Below are 19361 nucleotides of genomic sequence, written 5' to 3' on the forward strand. Positions count from 1 at the left end.
TTTAAATTCATTTTTTGCTACGCGAGCTGTAAATTTAAAGACGCAATCAATATAATTTCGCAACAAATTAAATTAATTTCTTACATGCAGCATTTTTAAATTTCATTTAAGGATTTGCCGCTAACATTGCTCGTAATTTTTCACAGGGAGAAACAATGGCAATCAGTGCTAGAAATCAGCTTCACGTCGTAATCAGCGACGTAAAAACAGGTGCGGTAAATTCGCTAATCACAGCTAAAACCAGAGGTGGCGACGTGCTAAAAGCGACCGTGACGGTTGATTCTGAAAAAACTTTGGATTTAAAAGCAGGTAAAGAGGCGGTATTTTTATTCAAAGCCCCGAATGTCATCATTTCAAAGGGAGAAAATGATCTTCGCCTAAGTGCTGCGAACCAGCTAAAAGGCAAAATCACCGCCGTTAAAGAGGGCGCAATCAATGCTGAAATCGATGTCAGAACCGCAGGCGGCGAAAATTTAAGCGCGATCGTCACAAACAGCTCCGTTAAAAATTTGGCGCTAGCAGTCGGCGACGAAGTAACCGCGATCATAAAAGCTACTCAAATCATCGTCGGCGTAAAATAATCAGGCGTAACGGTGCGTGCGACAGCGATGTGCACGCTTTAAACATCACAAAATCGAGGAGCGAATTTTATAAATTCTGCTCCTTCTTCAAAAATCTCTTTTGATAAATCAAATTTCGTAGCAGCTCAAATAGCGCCGCAAGCGGTCTTTTCTCTCATGCGCGCAGATACACCCCGCGCGACATCCAGCCACAATCACACCAAGAGCGGTCTTACCTATTTTATCTTTTACCGCAGTGCGCGTTTCGCGCAGGCTTTGCGTCTATGCGGCGCGAAAGCCCCACTAGCACGAGATATCTATGAAACGCAGACCTCTCTTCACTCTGCTCGCTCGCTTATAGCAATGTGCTTTCATATTTTGCGCGCTCGCTACGCTACTTTGCTCGGTAATGACCGATCACCACACTTTTACAGCGGCTGGCTCAGCATATCTTTTCGCGGCAGCGGTACGATGTTTTGCAAAATACTACGCGATGCGGTAAACTTTAAAATTTAAACTCTCTAAGCGCGACAGAGACCGCTTCGCAAAAACCCAGACCTGATCCAAAGATCACGACACACACTTCACCCCCTACTTTGCCACTTGCTACGAAATTTAACCGCTCTTGCGCAAATAAACACGATGAGTTTTACGCCGATGACTTCGAGCCGAACGCCCATTCATGCCTCCATAGATGACAACATTAGCTAGCCGATGTGCACCTTTTAAATACGCTTGTACCTTGCAAGCAATCAACACTGGCTACGACGAGTGCACGCACGTATTAGTCGAGCCATCCATAGCGTGTTTCGATCCACTTTGAGCTTTTGTCGATCGGCTCGTTAAAAGCGGCAGTTTCGCGGCTAAAATTCGCCATCGTAAAATTTCAGCTCATCGCCGCGGGTAACGGGCACTTGCTTTGCTAAATTTGATACTCGCCGGGACTTAGTTCGCCTCGTAAAAGTTTGCCGAAGCGTGCGGCTGCGGCATCTACGACATCGTCACCAAACTCGCCGGGCTCAAATCCGCTGCTGACAAACGGCACAGCAAAGTCCATCCCGCAGTAGTTTGCTGCGATCTTAAGCGGCGTTAAAATTTCATCCAGGCTAAAGCCGATAGAACCCTGTTTGGAGTACTCGCTAAGCGGCGTACTAGCGCTTAGCGCAAGCTGCAGAACCTTGCCCCTAAGCGCGCCGGAACCCACCAGCTCGTGCGAAAAGACGATGTCGATATAGGCTTTTAGCATAGGCGGCACGTTTAGCCAGTACATCGGGTACAAAAATACGATGCGGTCGGCGCCCAATAGCGCGTCTTGCTCTGCGCGGGCGTCAATGCGCGCAGTATCGGTGCCGTAAAGTCCCTCCAAATGACGCACCTCTACGCCGGCAGCGCCCTTTGCGACCTGCGATAGGGCTTTGTTCACACGCGATGCGGCGAGATTGGGGTGCGATAAGATAACTAGCGTTTTCATATTGTTTCCTTTGTTTAAATTTGCGGAATCATATCGCTAAAAAGCTAAAAGTAGATTAAGAGGGCTTGCGAAAGCGAAGCGTTATTTTGCTTGTGAGGAACCTGGATTTGCGTGGCACAATAGATACGAGGCGCTCTCGTACCATACTGCCTCAAGGCATGTGCAACAAAATGTTTTTACGCGTGCCGCAAAGCAAGCCCCTAGCCCGCTCTTGTCTGGAACGATCTCGCTTGCGATCCACCCGATCGCGTGCGGCTGCGGCACGGGGCAAAATTTCATCCAAGCAAGGATAAATTTATGAAAAAAGATTAAAATTTAGCCGCGATTTGGGCTAGGAGCCCGAAAATTTCAAAAAAAGGACACGATATGCAGAGAAAAACACAGATCGAAGGCGAGTTTAGCGCAGAGGATCGCGAGCGCAAAATCACGCTGCAAGCGGGAGACGTAGCGCCCGCTTTTACGCTACAAAACGCCGACGGAGCGAGCGTCGCGCTAAAGGACTTCGCAGGCAAGAGGGTCGCGCTGTATTTTTACCCCAAGGATAACACCCCAGGCTGCACGACCGAAGCGTGCGAATTTAGCGCCGCGTACGATGATTTCATCGCCGCAGACTGCGTGATCGTAGGCATCAGCCCCGACAGCGCCAAATCCCACGCGGGCTTCATCGCCAAGCAAAGCCTAAAGCACATCCTGCTGAGCGACCCGCAGCACGAGGTAGCCAAGCTATACGGCGCGTGGCAGGTGCGCAAAAACTACGGGCGCGAGTATCTGGGCATCGTGCGCTCGACCTTTCTGATAGGTGCGGACGGCAAAATTTTAAAAGTCTATAAAAGCGTCAAGGCGAAAGATCACGCGGCAAAGGTGCTCGCGGATCTGCTAGCTGCTGGGAAATAAAGCGCCAAGCCAGCGTTTTGAAATAGGGCTCCGGCGCATTTGGGTGCTAAGCTTTAATTATGAAATTTATGCACTGAAATTTATTATGGAATTCCGGCGTCAAATTTAAGCGCCGAAGCTTCGGCATTAAAATTTCGCCTTAAAATTTTGCCTCAGAATTCCGACGCTAATTTGAAAATAAAATTTCAAAGCGGGGCTATATCTGCGATTTTAGCGGCAAATTTTATCGCCCCAAACCAAAATTTTAAAGGAAAAATAGGAAAAATTTAATCATCCTAGCTCGCCCCGACATCGAAAATTCGCTCATAAACAAGCGGTTTTTAAAAGAGGCTGCCGCGCAAAGCTTCGACGAGTTTATCGCTCTTTTCCTCGCCGCGCTCACGGACAAAAGCGCCGCGAAATATCCGCTTTCTTGCTTTGCGTAGCGGTATGCGATGCTAGCAAAGCGGTACTGCGAGCGCGAGTAAAACAGCGGCGGGGTGCGGTAAATTTTAGTCTCGTGAAAATCTGCACCGCGGATCACATCGGAAAGTAAAATTTCGCTCGATATTTAGAGCAAGACGCGGGAAAAAACGGCGCCGCAAATTATACAAGCCAAAAACCCGCCCGATGATTTGTAATAAATTTTGAGTTTAAATTTTACACGCTTAGGCCAAAGGTTTCGGAGCCTCCAAACAAGCCTCGGCCGCAAAAATTTTGATCTAAAATTTAAGCAGCCCGTCCTCGTCAAATTTAAAATCAGGCCCCCAAGCCACCTCCCAGTAGTATCCGTCCGGATCGGCAAAATACGCGTGGTATCCGCCCCAAAACGTATCTTGGGGGCTCCTTGACGATGGTGCCGCCTGCCTTTTTTACTAGCTCTATGACGCTAGCTACGTCCTCTTTGTTTTTTACGTTATACGCTAGCGTGATACCGCTAAATCCGCTGCCTCTGGGCGGATCGCTTTCGTTGATATCTCGCGCCAGCGCGTCCAAGGGATAGAGCTCAAATTTGGTCCCCGGCGTATTGAAAAAGCATACCGGCGGGTCGTCGTCTTTACAATCCGTCTCGTAACCTAGTCCGTCTCTGTAAAATTTCAGCGCCCTTTGCATGCTTCTCACGCCTAGGCAGACGCAGGTTATTTTATTCATTTTAGCCTCCATAAATTTTAACGTATCTATTTTGGTTTCTTGTGCCGTAGTCAAGCCTGCGCTCAAACAAGCCGTCGCCGCGATAGCCGAGCGCGCCGTTCGAACTTTTTAATCGCCGATCATTAAAATTTTAAAATTTCGCCTTCAAGCTCGGCGTTAAATTTTAAAATTTAAGCCGCCTTACCTAGCCCGCAAGCTAACTCAAAGCCCGCGCTTTACGGCTCAAACGAGCAGGCTTTTAGGTTTCCGCCCGTTAAGCCCTTTTTAAACCACTCTTTGCGCTGCGCCGAGGTGCCGTGCGTGAAGGAATCGGGCACGACGCGACCGCTAAATTTGCGCTGCAACGTATCGTCGCCGATCGCGCTGGCGGCATTTAGCGCCTCGTCGATGTCGCCAGCCTCCAGCACGCGCCCTGTTTTTGCGAGATAATGCGCCCAGACCCCCGCGTAGCAGTCCGCCTGTAGCTCGACTTTGACCTGAAGCGCGTTTTGCTCGGCTTCGCTGCGAGCGCGCCTTTTTAGAGCGGCGACCTGCTCCAGCGTACCGATTAAATTTTGAACGTGATGTCCTACTTCGTGCGCGATGACATAGGCCTGCGCGAAGTCGCCGCCCGCTTTGTATTTGTTCGCAAGCTCGTCGAAAAAGCCGAGATCGAGATAAATTTTATGGTCCCTCGGGCAATAAAAAGGTCCCGTCTGCGCGCTCGCAAAGCCGCAGCCGCTTGCGATCTGATCGCGGAAAAGCCGAAGTCCGGGCTCCTCGTAGCGCGCGCCCGCACTTTTAAATATCTCGCCCCAGACGTCCTCGGTTTGGGCTAGCACCGCCGAGACGAAGGCGAGCTTTTCCTGCTCCTGCGGGCTATCCGTCGGCTCTCTTTGCGTGCTGGCGCCCCCGTCTAAAAGCGCCAAAGGGTTGTAACCCATAAAATACGCTACGACGCCGATTACGAGCACTATGCGCCCGATCTTTGAGCCGAGCAAAAACCTAACGATCGGGATCAGCATCCCAAGCGAGCCGGAGCTCATGCGCATGCTGCTTGCGCGGTCATCTTCTACATTTGAGCTTCGTCTGCCGTCTTGCCATTTCATATTTTTCCTTTAAAATTTTTGAGCCATTATACTGAAATTTTAAAAAGAGCGCCGCCTTGCTTTTGTAAAATACTGCGCGCGTAGCGAAATAAATCTGAAATTTTGCTTATTTTAAATTTCTTTTAAGCTGTTTAAAATTTTAAATTCTATATAATCACCCTTTTTAAATTTAAAAGAAAGGAGAATTTGTGGCAAAAGACGACGTCATAGAGATCGACGGCAACGTCATAGAAGCGCTGCCGAACGCGACTTTTAAGGTCGAGCTCGATAACAAACACGTGATTTTATGTCATATCGCTGGCAAGATGCGGATGCACTACATCAAGATAATGCCGGGCGATCGCGTAAAAGTCGAGCTGACCCCTTACAGCCTCGACAAAGGCAGGATCACCTACCGCTATAAGTAAGGATAAAGTTAAATTTAGATATACTCGCGGTTTTGCGACTAAACTGTAGGAAGAAGTGTTTTCAAAATCCCCACTATTTTGAAAACAGTTGGTTTGATACTTTCGCTTTTGAAATTTCATTAAACCTAGGTGCAGTTTGCATTTAAAGTGGAGAAAATTTTAGGAGAGTGGAATGAAAGTTCGTCCATCCGTTAAGAAAATGTGCGACAAATGTAAAATTGTCAAGCGCAAAGGTGTTGTTCACGTTATTTGTGAAAATCCAAAACATAAACAAAGACAAGGATAAGTTATGGCTCGTATCGCAGGTGTAGATCTACCAAAGAAAAAAAGGATTGAATACGGACTAACTTATATCTACGGTATAGGTTTATTTACGTCGAGAAAAATTCTCGATGCGGCAGGAATTTCTTACGATAAAAGAGTCGCCGATCTGAGCGAAGATGAAGCCGCCGCTATCAGAAAAGAGATCCAAGAGCACTATATGGTCGAAGGCGACCTTCGCAAACAAGTGGCTATGGATATAAAAGCGCTTATGGACTTGGGCGGCTATCGCGGCTTAAGACACAGAAAAGGCCTTCCTGTTCGCGGTCAAAAAACAAAAACGAACGCCAGAACTAGAAAAGGCAAACGCAAAACCGTCGGCGCGGCAGCTAAATAAGGATTGAAATATGGCACAAAAAAAAGTAGTTAAGAAAAAAACCGTCAGAAAAAATATCGCCAAAGGCATAGTTTACATCTCCGCTACGTTTAACAACACCATGATAACCGTAACGGACGAGATGGGCAACGCGATCGCGTGGAGCAGTGCGGGCGCTTTAAATTTTAAAGGCAGCAAAAAATCCACCCCTTATGCGGCACAGCAAGCCGTCGAGGACGCGCTAAACAAAGCCAAAGAGCACGGCATCAAAGAGGTAGGCGTCAAGGTTCAGGGTCCGGGAAGCGGGCGCGAGACCGCCGTTAAAAGCGTAGGTAGCGTAGAAGGGATTAAAGTTACGTATTTTAAAGATATCACTCCTCTTGCGCACAACGGTTGCAGACCGCCTAAACGACGTCGCGTGTAATTATAAAAGGAGAAATTTATGGCTAGATATACAGGACCGGTTGAAAAATTAGAAAGAAGGCTCGGCGTCGATCTATTTATGAAAGGCGAGAGAAGGCTTGCGGGCAAGAGCGCGCTTTTAAAACGCCCTTACGCTCCGGGTCAGCACGGACAAAGACGCGCTAAACTAAGCGAATACGGCTCACAGCTTCGCGAGAAGCAAAAGGCTAAATTTATGTACGGCGTAAGCGAGAAGCAGTTCCGCAGGCTATTTGCCGAAGCGGCTCGCAGAGAGGGTAACACCGGAGCGATCTTGGTTCAGCTTTTAGAGCAGAGGCTAGATAACGTCGTTTACCGCATGGGCTTTGCTACGACTAGACGCTTTGCGCGCCAGCTCGTTACGCACGGACACATTTTAGTAGACGGCAAGCGCGTCGATATTCCTTCGTACTCCGTCCGCGCAGGACAAAAGATCGAAGTGATCGAAAAGAGCAAAAATAACCCGCAAATTTCAAGAGCGCTGGATCTTACTGCACAGACCGGCATCGTAGCGTGGGTAGACGTAGAAAAAGAGAAAAGATACGGAATTTTTTCTAGAGTTCCGGAGAGAGAAGAAGTTGTTATTCCTGTAGAGGAAAGATTTATCGTAGAGCTTTACTCGAAATAGTAGGTGCTAATATGAGAAAAATCACAACATCAGCTCATATGCCAACTGAAATAAAGGTTGAGAATGTCAGCGAAAATGTTGCTAAAATCATAGCATATCCCTTTGAAACGGGATATGCCGTCACTCTAGCTCATCCTTTACGAAGGTTACTTTATACGAGCACGGTCGGTTTCGCGCCGACTGCGGTTAAAATCGAAGGCGTAAGCCACGAATTCGACAGCATGCGCGGTATGCTCGAGGATATGGCGGCTTTTATCATAAATTTAAAGGGCTTAAGGTTTAAAATCAAGGGCGATTCCCTGCGCGAGGTCGTAGAATACAGCTTTAAAGGGCCTAAAGAAATTTACGGCAGCGACCTAAATAACGACGCCGTAGAGATCGTAAATCCAAGCGCTTATCTGGCTACGATAAACGAGGATGCCGATCTTAAATTTACGCTCATCATCGAAAAGGGTATCGGCTACGTCCCAAGCGAAGAGATCAGAGAAAATTTAGACGCCGATTTCATCGCGCTAGATGCGTTTTTTACCCCGGTAACCAAGGCCGTTTACGACATCGAAAACGTATTTGTAGAGGACAATCCCGACTACGAAAAGGTGGTCTTTACGATCACTACCGACGGTCAGATCAGCGCGATAGATGCGTTTAAAAACGCACTTGAGGCGATGTATCAGCAGCTAGCGGTTTTCAAAGGTATCGTAAATATCAGCGCTGCAGATACTTTCGGTAGAGCGATCCCCGCAAATTCCGAGTTTGCAAAGCTTTTTGAGAGCGTTAGCAATCTAAGCTTAAGCGCACGAAGCTTTAACTGCCTGGATCGCGCGGATATTAGATTTATCGGCGAGCTTGCGATCATGGAGGAGAGCGAGCTTAAAGACCTTAAAAATTTAGGCAAAAAATCGCTCGAGGAGATCAAAGCCGTAATGGAGGAGATCGGTTATCCTATCGGCAACCAAGAGCTCGGCGATAAAAAAGAGCAGCTAAAACGCAAGCTCGATGAGCTGAAGGCTCAAAGACAAAAGAATGAAGGACAATAAATGAGACATAATCACGGATATAGAAAGCTAGGGCGTACTTCGTCTCACCGTGCCGCCCTGCTTAAAAATTTAACCATCGCTTTAGTTGCTAGCGGCAAGATCGAAACTACGCTTCCTAAGGCAAAAGAGCTAAGAAGTTATGCCGAAAAATTGATCACTCGCGCGCGCAAGGGCGACAGCGAAGCGCATAGATTTGTTTTCGCGGCGCTTCAGGATAAGGCTGCGACAAATAAGCTGGTCACCGAGATCGCCCCAAAATACGCGGGCGTAAACGGCGGCTACACTCGCATCATCAAAACCCGCCTTCGCAAGGGCGACGCCGCAGAGATGGCTTATATCGAGCTAATCAGCAAATAAAATTTCGGGATCACTCCCGAAATTTCTTCTATGAAATTTAAAGCTTTACTTCCGCTTATTATCATCGCTGCGGGCTTGGCATGGGCATTGGACAATTATCTTAGCTATAAAAATATCGAAACGATCAACTCCGAAATTCCGCTAAAGCAGGCATTGGACGGCGAGCAAATTTCTAAAATCCGCGTCTATAAATCCAAACGAATTCTTGAAATTTTAACCTCAAAAGGCGTCGCAAAAAGCTACAAAATCGCCCTCGGACGCGAGCCTGAAGGACACAAAGAAGTTCAAGGCGACGGCAAAACCCCGGAGGGCAACTACACCATAAACGGCAAAAATCCAAACTCGGCGTATCATCTAAATTTAGGCATCTCCTATCCGAATAAAGCCGACGTAGCACACGCAAAATCCCTCGGCAAGAGCGCAGGTGGCGATATCAAAATCCACGGGCTACCGAACAAATTTAGCTACCTAGGGCAGAGTATCGCGGCGTTCGGCGACTGGACGGAGGGCTGCATAGCGCTCGTCAATGACGATATGGACGAGCTTTTTGAACACGTGAAAATCGGCACGCCGATAGAAATTTTGCCGTGACTGCACGCGCCTGCGCTAAAATTTCACAGCCGCGATCGATATAAAACGTAGCGTAAATTTTATCTACGAGCTTCAAAATAATGTTTGCCGCCCAGGCTTTCGTAGTCGTGAAATTTACGATTAAACTCGGAGTCTGTTTTTATAAAATTTAATCGTATCGGCGCTTGTCCTAATTAAATTTAGGCAGTTCCGCTTTAAATTTTACATACCGCTCAAAAATTTCATCTCAAATTTAGCCCTCGGTCTGGCTGAAATTTCATCCCAAATTTATGGCGCAAATAGTCTAAATTTAAATATACGCAAGCCCGATGATTTGCGAGTTTCGTCCTTGCCGAATCGATAAAATTTTTAAAATCGCGACTCGCCGTTCGTGGCGTATAAAATTCTTTGCGATCTATGGCGCAAAATCCGCGTCCTTGCGCAAAATTTCAGATTAAATTTCATCCCCGATAAGCCTTTTTTTATCGCTTTTGGATATAATGCGCCAAAACTAAAATAAGGAATTTTAATGATACCATTTACAGACGAAGAGCTTCTAGCCCCGGTACAAGATAGCTTAGAGCTGATCCGACCGATGCTGCAAAACGACGGCGGCGATATGAAGCTTTTAGGCATAAAAAACGGCGTCGTCTATGTCCGCCTTACCGGGCATTGCCACGGCTGCGCCGCAAGTGCGCAGACCCTAAAATACGGCGTCGAGCGCCAGCTTCGCATGGATATTCACCCCGAGCTTAGCGTCGTAAACATCCCCGAAGGCGAAGAGTTTGAACTATAAAAAACTGGGGCTAAAGGCCTTTTCGCGCGGAGAATTCGAGCTTGCGAAGCTGTATTTTTCGCTCGCATACGAAAAAAGCGGCGAGGAGGAAATTCTATTTTTGCTTGAACTTTGCCAGACCGCGATGGCAGACCGCGAAGAGGCGCTTATGCTCTTTGATTTTTACAACCTCAGCCCAAAAACTCAAACCGCGGAGCTTTTTAAAATTTTGAACTCCATCAATGAAAAGATCGCGAGTGAAGCGGCTTCCGAACCCGGCGCCGAGGATGAGATCGCCGTTATCGCTTATGCCGATTTTATGCGCGCGGTAGGCCAAAGAGGCTTTAAAGACGCCTTCGAATCGATCATTTTTTCATCCAAAATCGCCATTTCGGACAAAACCGAGATGATAGAATTTTTAGAAAATTTGATAGAAAACGGCTACTACGAAATGGGGCTTAATTACGTCGAGAGCTCGGCCGCCGCGTATGCAGGCGATGAACGCTTTGAAGCGCTGATGCAAAAAATCAAAAATCATGAAAATACGACTCGAAAATAATTTCATCACCGATAACTCCGCCGAATGCGAGGCGGGCTACTTTTTTATGCGCACGAGCGCGAACGCTAAATTTGCACCTGAAGCGGCGCAAAAAGGCGCACAGATCATCTCTATCGCGCAAACAAAGGAGCTTTTAAAGATCGATCCGCGCATCAAAATCGTAGGCATCACCGGTACGAACGGCAAAACGACGACCGCGGCGGCGATCTATTCGACGCTGCTGGATCTGGGCTTTAGCTGCGGTCTAAGCGGCACGCGCGGCGCCTTTATAAATGAGCGCAGAATCGACGAGAAGGGGCTTACGACGAGCTCGGTTTTTAAGACGATGAGCTATCTTCACGAAGCCGGCAAGCAGGGCTGTGAGTACTTCGTTATGGAAGTTAGCTCGCACGCAATCGCGCAAAACCGCATAGAAGGGCTAAATTTTGCGCTTAAAATTTTTACGAATTTAAGTCAAGATCATCTCGATTATCACGGCAGCATGCAAGAATACGCCGCGGTCAAGAGCTCGTTTTTCGCAGACGACGCGCCAAAGCTCATAAATGCCGACGACGGACATATTAAATTTAACCCCGCAAACGCCCTTACCTACGGTATCAAAAACGCCGCAAGCTTCGCCGTGAGCGGATACGGGCTAAAGGGCGGCATCGACGCGCTCCTGCGTACTCCAAACGGCGATAATGCGCAGCTTCAAAGCGATCTCATCGGCGAGTTTAATCTCTACAACCTTACCGCGGCGTTTGCGGCGGTTAAAATTCTAACCAAGCTGCCGAACGAGGAGATCGCAAAAGCTCTGGCAAACTTCGGCGGTGTCGAGGGTCGCGTGCAGATCGTAAATAAAAATCCGCTTGTAATCGTCGATTTCGCTCATACCCCAGACGGCATCGAAAAGGTGCTAAACGCGCTGCGCGCAAGCGGCGAGATCATCGCGGTTTTCGGCGCGGGCGGCGATCGCGACCACGGCAAGCGTCCGAAAATGGGCGCCATCGCGGAGCACTTTGCTAAAATCTGTATCGTTACGAGCGATAACCCGCGCAGCGAGGATCCAGACGAGATCATCGAACAAATTTGCTCCGGCATGCGCCGAAAAGATAAAATTTTAAAGATCGCGGATCGCAAAGAGGCTATCGCGCGCGCGCTAGATCTTGCCAAAAACGGCGAGATGATCGCTATTTTGGGCAAAGGCGACGAGACCTACCAGGAGATCAAGGGCGTGAAGCATCCTTTCAGCGACAAACAGGTCGTGAGCGAGCTCGTCGCGGCGCGAGGCGAGTCAAATTTAGACTAAATTTTAAAGGACGGCCGATGAAAATCGAAATTTTATCAAGCAAAATCCACCGCGCGCGCGTGACGGACGCCAACCTCAACTACGTGGGCTCGGTCACGATCGGACCCGAGCTCATCGAGGCTGCAGGGCTTTGCGAATACCAAAAAGTCGAGATCCTAAACGTCAATAACGGCGAGCGCTTCGCTACCTACGTGATCCGCGGCGAGAAAAAGGGCGAGATCTGCCTAAACGGCGCGGCCGCGCGCAAAGTCTGCGTCGGCGACGTCGTCATCATCGTAGCCTACGCACAGATGAGCGCCAAAAAAGCGAAAAATTTTAAATCAAAAATCGTGCAGGTAAACGAAAAAAACCAAATAACGGAGTAAAGATGTTCGAAGGAATGGATTTTTCAAAGATGGGGCAGATGCTCGATCAGATGCAGGCCAAGGCTAAGCAGATCGAGGAGGAGAATGCGCGCAAGGAATTTACCGTAAAATCGGGCGCGGGCATGGTCGCCATCAGGCTAAACGGCGCGGGCGAGGTGCTTGATCTAAGCATCGACGATAGTCTTTTTAACGACAAAGAGAGCTTGCAGATCCTGCTGATCTCGGCGATAGGCGACGCGATAAAACTCGTCGAAAATGAAAAGAAAGGCGCCGCAGCGTCCATGCTAGGAGGGCTCGGCGGCCTAGGCGATCTGCTCGGCGATAAGGGCTAAGCGTAGTTCAAAAATGGTGAAAATAGGCTTTTTAGAGAGGGCGACTACTTCCCGCCTAGCGAGCGGTTTGGATTCTACGGAGCGAGCGGCTTCTGCAGCGAACTAAATGAAGCCCGATTTTATAAGGCGGCGTTAAATTTAGATTTTGTGGCGATACGGTTTGCATAAAGCACGGCTCGCTTGATTTGACGCGAGGTTATTAAATTTCAACCTTAGCAAATCGGTCAAATTTAACGGGCGGCGCGAGGGCAAATTCTAAAATTTCGGCGAGCTGCTACGCTGCGGCGCAAAGTAAAATTTAACTCGCACGGCTTAAATGCAAAGCGGGCGAGCCGTTGCGCGACATCCGCGAGCAAATCGAGCGTAAGATGCGGCTCAAAAAAGCGGAGCATCCTTCGCCTCGCGCACTGCGTAAAGCTAGGGAAATTAAAATTTAAAATTTTAAGCGGCATGATTACTTATACGCGACGTACAAACGGCTCGCGACAGCAAAGTCTAAGCTGCGCGACGAAAAGGCATTCGAAGGGCGCGAATTTGCATTCGTCAAGGGCGCGCCCAAGTAGAGCAAATCAAAACCGCAAGGTAGGATCGATGGATATTTTAGAAAAATTTAAATGTTACTTGAAGCGCAACGAACTGAAGGCGTCTAGCTTTCATCCGTACTTCGAGGAGGCGCTCAATTACATGCTGCAGGCGGGCGGCAAGCATTTTCGCGCGCAGCTGCTGCTAGGCGTCGTCTCGGCGGTGGATGAGCGGCGCTTTGAGGGCGCGCTGGCGATCGCGATGGCGCTTGAGATGATCCACACCTACTCGCTCATACACGATGATCTGCCTGCGATGGACGATGCGGATCTGCGCCGCGGACGGCCGAGCCTGCATAAAAAATACGACGAGGTCACGGCGATTTTGGTGGGCGACGCGCTAAATACCGACGCGTTTTTGATCGCCGCGAGCGCGAACCTAAGCGACGAGATCAAGATAAAATGCATTAAAACTCTAGCGCGAAATGCAGGCAGCAGCGGCATGGTGCTCGGTCAGGCGATCGATTGCCGTTTTGAAAACAGTCCGTTAAAGCAAAGCGAGCTTGAGTTTTTGCATCTGCATAAAACGGGCGCGCTCATCGCCGCAGCGTTTGAGCTAGGCGCCATAATCGGCGGCCTAAAGGACGAGCTTGCGCATGAGCTTTATAAAATCGGGCTGAAGCTAGGTCTCATATTTCAGATCGAGGATGATATCATAGACGCCACGAGCGACGAGGCAAGTGCAGGCAAGCCCGTAGGGGCGGATGGCGCAAAAAATTCCTTCGTAAATTTACTAGGTCTTGCGGGCGCGAGGAGCTACAAGCAGCGCCTAATAGACGAGGTAAGCGGCGCGATGAGCGGCTATGACGAAAGCCTGCGCGATTTGGTTTTAAATTTGATAGAAAAATACCTGAAAGGATGAAAAATGTCGAGCGAGCAGCTAAGTAAAATTTCAAACACGATCAAATTTCTAAGCGCGGATATGATCCAAAGCGCCAACTCGGGCCATCCCGGCACGCCGATGGGGCTAAGCGACGTAATGAGCGTCTTTATGAGCAAGGTCCGCCATAACCCAAAAAATCCCGCGTGGCTGAACCGCGACCGCGTCGTATTCTCGGGCGGGCACGCAAGCGCGCTCGTGTATAGCTACCTCTACCTTAGCGGATATGATTTGAGCATGGACGATCTGAAAAGCTTCAGGCGCCTGCACTCCAAAACCCCGGGCCACCCGGAGATCACTACCCCGGGCGTCGAGATCGCTACCGGGCCGCTCGGTCAGGGCGTCGCAAACGCAGTCGGATTTGCGATGGCCGCAAAATACGCCGCGCATCTGCTAAACGAGGAAGAAAACGAGATCATCGATCACCGCGTCTATTGCTTCTGCGGTGACGGCGATCTGCAGGAGGGTATCAGCTACGAAGCGTGCGCGCTTGCGGGCAGACACAACCTCGATAATCTAACGATAATTTATGATTCTAATGGCATCACGATCGACGGCAGCACCGATATCGCGTGGTTTGAGGACGTGAAAGTGCGATTTGAAGCGCAGGGCTTTGAGGTCGCGCGCATCGATGGGCATAATTTCGATCAGATAGAATTTGTCCTTGACGAGGTCAAAAATAAAACAAAACCCTACCTCATCATCGCAAATACCACGATCGGCAAGGGCGCGCTCGAGCTTGAGGGCACGGCCAAGACGCACGGCGCACCGCTTGGAGAGGAGCTGCTTGCGCGCGCTAAGCAAAGTCTGGGCTTTGATCCCGCCCAAAGCTTCGTCGTAAGCGAGGACGTGCTTTTTGCGACGCGCGCCGCGGTTGAGAAAGGCGATTTGGAGGAGGGGCTTTGGAAGGAGAAGCTTGCGAAGCTAAGCGATGAAAAAAGAGCGCTTTTAAACGAGCTTTTAAATCCCGACTTTAGCAAGATAGAATTTCCAGATTTTAGTGGGCTTAAAGTCGCCACCCGCGATAGCAACGGTAAAATTTTAAACGCTATCGCAAACGCGGTGCCCGGCTTTTTGGGCGGAAGCGCCGATTTGGCGGCATCGAATAAGACCGAGCTAAAAGGCGGCGACGACTTTCCGTGCGGCAAAAATTTACACTTCGGCATCCGCGAGCACGCGATGGCGGCGATCGGCAACGCCTTTGCGAGATACGGGCTTTTCATCCCGTTTAGCGCGACGTTTTTTATCTTTAGCGACTATCTCAAAACGGGCGCTAGACTTGCGGCGCTGATGGGCTTGCGACACTACTTCGTCTTCACGCACGACAGCATCGGCGTAGGCGAGGACGGGCCGACGCACGAGCCTATCGAGCAGCTTAGCACCTTCCGCGCGATGCCAGGCTTCTACACTTTCCGCCCCGCAGACGGCAACGAAAACGTAAAATGCTGGCGCACGGCGCTTTCCCTGAATGCCCCCGCGGCATTCGTCTGCTCGCGCCAAGGGCTTGAGCCGCTACCTAAGGCGGTTTTGGGCGACGTACAAAACGGCGCGTATCTGCTAAGGCAGAGCAAAGAGGCGCAGATCACGCTCATCGCAAGCGGCAGCGAAGTCTCGCTCTGCTTAAAAGCGGCGGCAATCCTGCAAGAGCAAGGTATCGGCGCAAATGTCGTAAGCGCGCCGTGCTTCGAGCTTTTGTGCGAGCAGGACGCGGACTATCTGGCGCAAATCCTAGAGCCGCAAACTAAAATTTTAGCCGTCGAAGCCGCAAGTGCGCTTGAGTGGTATAAATTTGCAGACGCGGTACACGGCATGCAAAGCTTCGGCGAGAGCGGCAACGCGAGCGAGCTGTTTAAGCTTTTCGGCTTCACCGACGTCGCGATCGCAAAAGAAGCAAGGGAGCTTTTAGAGCAGTAGCGGAAAGGGTAAAATTTGAGCGAAAAAATCAAAATTTCGTATTTAGACGGATTTAAAATTTATGGGTTAAAAGCCCGCACGAAAAATGCGGACGAGCTAGGCGGGAGTGGTAAAATTCCCGCGCTGTGGGCGAAATTTATGAAAGAGTGCTATGACGGGCAGAGCGAGATTTACGGCGTCTATTACGATTACGAAAACGGCGCCGACGGACTTTACGATATCTTTATCGGCACCAAAGCGCCCCGCAGCGACGAAGCCTTGGAGATCAAAAGCGGCAAATACGCCGTTTTTAGTTTCCCGAATGAGCCGCAAAACGTAGCAAAATTTTGGAGCAAAATTTGGAGCTTTTTTGAGGCCGGCGAACTAAAAAGAGCGTTTGGAACGGATTTTGAGTTTTACAGCGGAGACGAGATCAAAATTTTCATCTCGGTTTTGTAGGGCGGCGCATGAAATTTATAAACGGCGAGTGATTTTTTGCCGCCGCGATAAAATTTGCTCGCGAAATGCTAAAATTCCTTGCTCGCAAAAGCCGCGCAGAGCGTAAAATGCTGCTGCTTTATAAAATTTCATCCATAAAGCGGTAAAATTCCGTACCCAAAACTACGCGCGAAAGCAAATTTTATGCCCAAAGCGCGCCGTACCTTAAGCCGTAGATTTAAAACGAAGTCTAAATTTGCGCCGTTAAATTTAAACCCCCGCTCGCAAAATCAGGCGAAATTTCACGCGGAATTTCATTTTTAAATCTGTTATTAAGCCATTTTTGGCTTAAATTACGTTTTCATTCGGGTAGATGTCCGAGCGGTCGAAGGAGCGCGCCTCGAAAGCGCGTAAGGCGTCAGCCTTCTGGGGTTCGAATCCCTATCTACCCGCCATTCATTCAAATTCCACCCAACACTCGGGAGCTAGATGAGCAATAAACTCCTTTCGATGAGCCTGCAGGAGCTGTGGCGGCTCTTTCCGATACGTCTCGTGCCGCACGATCCGCGCTGGAGCGAATACTTTAAGCAGGAGCGCAAAATTTTGCGCGGTCTGCTGCGAGATTGCGGCAAGATCAAGATCCACCATGTCGGCAGCACCGCAGTAAGCGGGATCTGGGCGAAGCCGATCGTAGATATTTTGATCGAGTGCTCGGATATAGCCGCCGCCAAACAGCACCTGATAGACGCGGGCTATCTGCTAATGAGCGAAAAGGGGAGCCGCTGCAGCCTAAATAAGGGCTACACCGAAGCGGGATTTGCCGAGCGCGTTTTTCACGTGCATCTGCGAAATTTCGGCGATGCGGACGAGATATTTTTTAGAGATTTTTTGCGAGCGAATGCGGATATCGCTGGGCGGTACGAGGCGCTTAAATTAGAGCTTTGCAAGCGATTCGAGTTCGACCGCGACGCCTACACTGCGGCAAAAAGCGAATTCGTGCTTAAATTTACGCGTATCGCTAAAGAAAATCTAAAATAGTCGCGCAAATTTGAGCCTCTGTGTATCAGCTCACTCACCAAGAGCGATAAAAATGGCTAAATTTTATAAACGAAATGGGTAGATAGCGCCGCGCCCTGTGAGCTTATTTTTATAAAATTTTGACCGTAATTTCAAATTTAAACGGCACTCACCCAGCTATCGTAGATAAATTTTACAAATCCAGCTAGCGGCAAAGTCATCCACAAAATGCGCCGTATCATCGCATCACACCAAGGGCTAAGGTTCATTTCCGCGCTTCAGTACAAGTTTAAATTTAAAAGCCTACGCGTCATAAATTTTAAACATCTCGCTAAAACATTGGCTCACAAACTCGCTAAATTTAAAGCGGCGAAAATTTTAAATTCCTCGCCGCTAGCTAGCCACACAAATCCGTCTGGCGCTTAAATTTAATGATCGCTCTTTAACCCCGCGCCGCAAAGCGGGATGATGCTATCTCCTTGTAGATCGCGGCTTTCTTTGTAGCGCAGATACGCCGCATAGGTAGCTGCGGTCGTATGCTCGACGTAAAATCCGCCGCGCGCAAGCGCCGCTCTGGCAGGCAGTATGTCGCTCTCGCTCGCTAAGATCACCTCTCGCTCGCCCGCATAGCTAGGGCCAAGAATTTCGCCCGCGCGCATCGGTCTTGCGATCGCGATACCCTCCGCTAGCGTCGGCTGCGGCTTAATCTCGCGCGCCGCGCCTTTAGCGTCAAAAAGCGGAGCGCAACGCTCGCCCTGAACGATGAAAATTTTTGGCAGCGCTTCGATAAGACCGCCCTCATATAGCTCGCCCAGCGCCGCTTGAGCGCCCAGCAGTAGCGTGCCGTTGCCCACGGGGATGAAGATATTGCGCGGCACCCTGCCCAGCTGCTCGTAGATCTCATAAATGTAGCTCTTCGTGCCCTCGTAAAAGATCGGATTATAAACGTGGTTGGCGTAATAGATCTGCTCCTGCGCGGCCTTTTTGCGGCACGCATCCGCCGTCTCGTCGCGGCTGCCGTCAAATACCGTGACGTGCGCGCCGTGGCTTTTGATCATATCGATCTTTTTAGGCGACGTGCCCTTCGGGACGTAAATTTCGCACTCGATGCCTGCGCGAGCGCAATACGCCGCCACGGCATTGCCTGCGTTACCGCTGGAGTCTTGCAGGACTTTTTTTACGCCGATATTTTTGGCATGCAGCACCAAAACCGCCGCGCCGCGGTCTTTAAACGAAAGCGTAGGCATCGCATAATCGAGCTTGAGATAGAGGTCTTCGCCAAATTTTACGCTCGCCGTGAGCCCCTCGCCCATCGAAATTTCTCTAAATTTAGCCGTATCGATGCCCATAAACCGGCGGTATCTAAAGATGCTAAACTCGCTTTGATCTACGAGCGCGGGGTTAAATTTAGGCGCATCGGAGTTTAGCTTATACAGCCCACCGCAGTCGCATTTATAGCACAAAGTATCGATGGGCGCGTGCTTGCCACATCCCGTGCAGATGAAATCGCTCATTTTCGCTCCTATTTTTTCTCTTTTATTTTTGCGACGGCCTCGATCTCTACGAGACAGCCGAAATGTAGAGCCGTAGTCGGCACCACGACGCGAGCGGGCTTGTGCGCGCCAAAAAACAGCGCGTACTGCTCGTCGATCACGTCCCAGTTCTCGACGCCCAGCGTATAGATGCGGCACATCCGCACGTCGTTTTTATCCGCGCCCGCGGCGGTCAGGACTGCCGCGACATTGCTTAGAGCCTGCGCAGTCTGCGCAGCAAGACCCTCCGGGATGGCTCCCGTGCGCGGATCCACGCTTAGCTGCCCCGAGACGTAGAGCGTACCGTCGTCGTCTAAGATGCCCGGCGCATAATGCCCCTTTTTCGGCGCGAAACCGGTTGGATAAATCTCTTTCATTTAAGCTCCTTTGCATATAAAATTTTATATAATTTTACTCTAAATTTATTAAAAATATATAACTATTTCTATAAATTTGCAAAATTTTAAAATTTAATCTAAA

General features: G+C 49.5%; 24 protein-coding genes, 1 tRNA gene and 1 pseudogene. 21 read left to right on the plus strand and 5 right to left on the minus strand.

Features of this window, described 5'->3' with window-relative positions; all coding sequences use genetic code 11:
- Positions 1-155 precede the first annotated feature (155 nt).
- Positions 156-581: a TOBE domain-containing protein gene (locus tag QZ176_RS01250; RefSeq protein WP_005869837.1), complete on the plus strand. Its 426-nt coding sequence runs from the start codon at positions 156-158 to the stop codon at positions 579-581.
- A gap of 901 nt (positions 582-1482) precedes the next feature.
- Here the strand turns inward: QZ176_RS01250 and QZ176_RS01255 are convergent.
- Complete coding sequence (locus QZ176_RS01255) at positions 1483-2031, minus strand: NAD(P)H-dependent oxidoreductase (RefSeq protein WP_295150587.1); 549 nt, start codon at positions 2029-2031, stop codon at positions 1483-1485.
- A gap of 160 nt (positions 2032-2191) precedes the next feature.
- Here QZ176_RS01255 and QZ176_RS01260 point away from each other — a divergent pair, with 160 nt between their 5' ends.
- Entirely contained in the window at positions 2192-2332 is a 141-nt protein-coding gene (locus QZ176_RS01260) for a hypothetical protein (RefSeq protein WP_295150589.1), read from the plus strand.
- 65 nt (positions 2333-2397) lie between these two features.
- Positions 2398-2925, plus strand: coding sequence for a thioredoxin-dependent thiol peroxidase (gene bcp, locus QZ176_RS01265; RefSeq protein ID WP_295150590.1), 528 nt, complete (start codon positions 2398-2400; stop codon positions 2923-2925).
- Positions 2926-3626: 701 nt separating this feature from the next.
- Here the strand turns inward: bcp and QZ176_RS01270 are convergent.
- Both QZ176_RS01270 and QZ176_RS01275 read right to left on the minus strand, forming a co-directional pair.
- Positions 3627-4056, minus strand: a pseudogene (locus tag QZ176_RS01270) (VOC family protein).
- A 215-nt stretch (positions 4057-4271) separates the two neighbouring features.
- Complete coding sequence (locus QZ176_RS01275; RefSeq protein WP_295150595.1) at positions 4272-5144, minus strand: neutral zinc metallopeptidase; 873 nt, start codon at positions 5142-5144, stop codon at positions 4272-4274.
- Positions 5145-5332: 188 nt separating this feature from the next.
- Here QZ176_RS01275 and infA point away from each other — a divergent pair, with 188 nt between their 5' ends.
- The 18 genes from infA (at position 5333) to QZ176_RS01365 (ending at position 17370) form a co-directional block, all read left to right on the plus strand.
- Positions 5333-5551, plus strand: coding sequence for a translation initiation factor IF-1 (infA, locus tag QZ176_RS01280; RefSeq protein ID WP_005869854.1), 219 nt, complete (start codon positions 5333-5335; stop codon positions 5549-5551).
- A 172-nt stretch (positions 5552-5723) separates the two neighbouring features.
- Positions 5724-5837 carry a 50S ribosomal protein L36 gene (gene rpmJ, locus QZ176_RS01285; RefSeq protein ID WP_005869855.1) on the plus strand — a complete coding sequence of 38 codons (114 nt, stop codon included), beginning with the start codon at positions 5724-5726 and terminating at the stop codon, positions 5835-5837.
- Positions 5838-5840: 3 nt separating this feature from the next.
- The gene (rpsM, locus tag QZ176_RS01290) at positions 5841-6209 is read left to right on the plus strand and encodes a 30S ribosomal protein S13 (protein WP_005869856.1); all 369 of its coding nucleotides are present in this window, start codon (positions 5841-5843) and stop codon (positions 6207-6209) included.
- A 10-nt stretch (positions 6210-6219) separates the two neighbouring features.
- Positions 6220-6612, plus strand: coding sequence for a 30S ribosomal protein S11 (gene rpsK / locus QZ176_RS01295; protein WP_177387174.1), 393 nt, complete (start codon positions 6220-6222; stop codon positions 6610-6612).
- Between the two features lie 18 nt (positions 6613-6630).
- Positions 6631-7257, plus strand: coding sequence for a 30S ribosomal protein S4 (gene rpsD / locus QZ176_RS01300; protein ID WP_005869858.1), 627 nt, complete (start codon positions 6631-6633; stop codon positions 7255-7257).
- Between the two features lie 11 nt (positions 7258-7268).
- Positions 7269-8294: a DNA-directed RNA polymerase subunit alpha gene (locus QZ176_RS01305; protein WP_177387178.1), complete on the plus strand. Its 1026-nt coding sequence runs from the start codon at positions 7269-7271 to the stop codon at positions 8292-8294.
- Entirely contained in the window at positions 8295-8651 is a 357-nt protein-coding gene (rplQ, locus tag QZ176_RS01310) for a 50S ribosomal protein L17 (RefSeq protein WP_295150599.1), read from the plus strand. It begins immediately after the preceding gene.
- 30 nt (positions 8652-8681) lie between these two features.
- A complete protein-coding gene (locus QZ176_RS01315) occupies positions 8682-9242 on the plus strand; it encodes a L,D-transpeptidase family protein (RefSeq protein WP_295150601.1) in 561 nt (186 codons plus the stop codon).
- A 508-nt stretch (positions 9243-9750) separates the two neighbouring features.
- Positions 9751-10017, plus strand: coding sequence for a NifU family protein (locus QZ176_RS01320; RefSeq protein ID WP_295150604.1), 267 nt, complete (start codon positions 9751-9753; stop codon positions 10015-10017).
- The gene (locus QZ176_RS01325; RefSeq protein WP_295150608.1) at positions 10007-10555 is read left to right on the plus strand and encodes a histidine kinase; all 549 of its coding nucleotides are present in this window, start codon (positions 10007-10009) and stop codon (positions 10553-10555) included. The genes QZ176_RS01320 and QZ176_RS01325 overlap by 11 nt, the downstream gene beginning before the upstream one ends.
- The gene (locus QZ176_RS01330) at positions 10533-11843 is read left to right on the plus strand and encodes a UDP-N-acetylmuramoyl-L-alanyl-D-glutamate--2,6-diaminopimelate ligase (protein ID WP_295150611.1); all 1311 of its coding nucleotides are present in this window, start codon (positions 10533-10535) and stop codon (positions 11841-11843) included. The genes QZ176_RS01325 and QZ176_RS01330 overlap by 23 nt, the downstream gene beginning before the upstream one ends.
- Positions 11844-11860: 17 nt before the next feature.
- A complete protein-coding gene (gene panD / locus QZ176_RS01335; RefSeq protein WP_295150614.1) occupies positions 11861-12208 on the plus strand; it encodes an aspartate 1-decarboxylase in 348 nt (115 codons plus the stop codon).
- 2 nt (positions 12209-12210) lie between these two features.
- Entirely contained in the window at positions 12211-12540 is a 330-nt protein-coding gene (locus QZ176_RS01340) for a YbaB/EbfC family nucleoid-associated protein (RefSeq protein WP_295150617.1), read from the plus strand.
- 591 nt (positions 12541-13131) lie between these two features.
- Positions 13132-13983, plus strand: coding sequence for a polyprenyl synthetase family protein (locus QZ176_RS01345; protein WP_295150621.1), 852 nt, complete (start codon positions 13132-13134; stop codon positions 13981-13983).
- A 3-nt stretch (positions 13984-13986) separates the two neighbouring features.
- Positions 13987-15915, plus strand: coding sequence for a transketolase (gene tkt / locus QZ176_RS01350; protein WP_295150623.1), 1929 nt, complete (start codon positions 13987-13989; stop codon positions 15913-15915).
- 27 nt (positions 15916-15942) lie between these two features.
- Positions 15943-16353 (plus strand): GyrI-like domain-containing protein, encoded by a 411-nt coding sequence (locus QZ176_RS01355; RefSeq protein WP_295150896.1) that lies wholly within the window; start codon positions 15943-15945, stop codon positions 16351-16353.
- Positions 16354-16699: 346 nt separating this feature from the next.
- Positions 16700-16787, plus strand: a tRNA-Ser gene (locus tag QZ176_RS01360).
- A gap of 34 nt (positions 16788-16821) precedes the next feature.
- Positions 16822-17370: a GrpB family protein gene (locus tag QZ176_RS01365; RefSeq protein ID WP_295150626.1), complete on the plus strand. Its 549-nt coding sequence runs from the start codon at positions 16822-16824 to the stop codon at positions 17368-17370.
- Positions 17371-17777: 407 nt separating this feature from the next.
- On the opposite strand, the gene QZ176_RS01370 is transcribed toward QZ176_RS01365, so the two are convergent.
- Positions 17778-18863, minus strand: a complete 1086-nt coding sequence (locus QZ176_RS01370; protein ID WP_295150628.1) for a threonine synthase — start codon at positions 18861-18863, stop codon at positions 17778-17780.
- Positions 18864-18871: 8 nt separating this feature from the next.
- Positions 18872-19258, minus strand: coding sequence for a RidA family protein (locus QZ176_RS01375; protein WP_295150631.1), 387 nt, complete (start codon positions 19256-19258; stop codon positions 18872-18874).
- Between the last annotated feature and the right edge of the window lie 103 nt (positions 19259-19361).

The organism is uncultured Campylobacter sp. (genome assembly GCF_905373215.1).
In the GTDB taxonomy this organism is placed as follows: Bacteria; Campylobacterota; Campylobacteria; order Campylobacterales; family Campylobacteraceae; genus Campylobacter_B.

Excerpts from the sequence above, each read along its gene's own strand:
- QZ176_RS01250 (WP_005869837.1), top strand. The coding sequence starts at position 156 with ATGGCAATCAGTGCTAGAAATCAGCTTCACGTCGTAATCAGCGACGTA.
- QZ176_RS01255 (WP_295150587.1), bottom strand. The coding sequence starts at position 2,031 with ATGAAAACGCTAGTTATCTTATCGCACCCCAATCTCGCCGCATCGCGT.
- bcp (WP_295150590.1), top strand. The coding sequence starts at position 2,398 with ATGCAGAGAAAAACACAGATCGAAGGCGAGTTTAGCGCAGAGGATCGC.
- QZ176_RS01275 (WP_295150595.1), bottom strand. The coding sequence starts at position 5,144 with ATGAAATGGCAAGACGGCAGACGAAGCTCAAATGTAGAAGATGACCGC.
- rpmJ (WP_005869855.1), top strand. The coding sequence starts at position 5,724 with ATGAAAGTTCGTCCATCCGTTAAGAAAATGTGCGACAAATGTAAAATT.
- rpsM (WP_005869856.1), top strand. The coding sequence starts at position 5,841 with ATGGCTCGTATCGCAGGTGTAGATCTACCAAAGAAAAAAAGGATTGAA.
- rpsK (WP_177387174.1), top strand. The coding sequence starts at position 6,220 with ATGGCACAAAAAAAAGTAGTTAAGAAAAAAACCGTCAGAAAAAATATC.
- rpsD (WP_005869858.1), top strand. The coding sequence starts at position 6,631 with ATGGCTAGATATACAGGACCGGTTGAAAAATTAGAAAGAAGGCTCGGC.
- QZ176_RS01305 (WP_177387178.1), top strand. The coding sequence starts at position 7,269 with ATGAGAAAAATCACAACATCAGCTCATATGCCAACTGAAATAAAGGTT.
- rplQ (WP_295150599.1), top strand. The coding sequence starts at position 8,295 with ATGAGACATAATCACGGATATAGAAAGCTAGGGCGTACTTCGTCTCAC.
- QZ176_RS01315 (WP_295150601.1), top strand. The coding sequence starts at position 8,682 with ATGAAATTTAAAGCTTTACTTCCGCTTATTATCATCGCTGCGGGCTTG.
- QZ176_RS01320 (WP_295150604.1), top strand. The coding sequence starts at position 9,751 with ATGATACCATTTACAGACGAAGAGCTTCTAGCCCCGGTACAAGATAGC.
- QZ176_RS01330 (WP_295150611.1), top strand. The coding sequence starts at position 10,533 with ATGAAAATACGACTCGAAAATAATTTCATCACCGATAACTCCGCCGAA.
- panD (WP_295150614.1), top strand. The coding sequence starts at position 11,861 with ATGAAAATCGAAATTTTATCAAGCAAAATCCACCGCGCGCGCGTGACG.
- QZ176_RS01340 (WP_295150617.1), top strand. The coding sequence starts at position 12,211 with ATGTTCGAAGGAATGGATTTTTCAAAGATGGGGCAGATGCTCGATCAG.
- QZ176_RS01345 (WP_295150621.1), top strand. The coding sequence starts at position 13,132 with ATGGATATTTTAGAAAAATTTAAATGTTACTTGAAGCGCAACGAACTG.
- tkt (WP_295150623.1), top strand. The coding sequence starts at position 13,987 with ATGTCGAGCGAGCAGCTAAGTAAAATTTCAAACACGATCAAATTTCTA.
- QZ176_RS01365 (WP_295150626.1), top strand. The coding sequence starts at position 16,822 with ATGAGCAATAAACTCCTTTCGATGAGCCTGCAGGAGCTGTGGCGGCTC.
- QZ176_RS01370 (WP_295150628.1), bottom strand. The coding sequence starts at position 18,863 with ATGAGCGATTTCATCTGCACGGGATGTGGCAAGCACGCGCCCATCGAT.
- QZ176_RS01375 (WP_295150631.1), bottom strand. The coding sequence starts at position 19,258 with ATGAAAGAGATTTATCCAACCGGTTTCGCGCCGAAAAAGGGGCATTAT.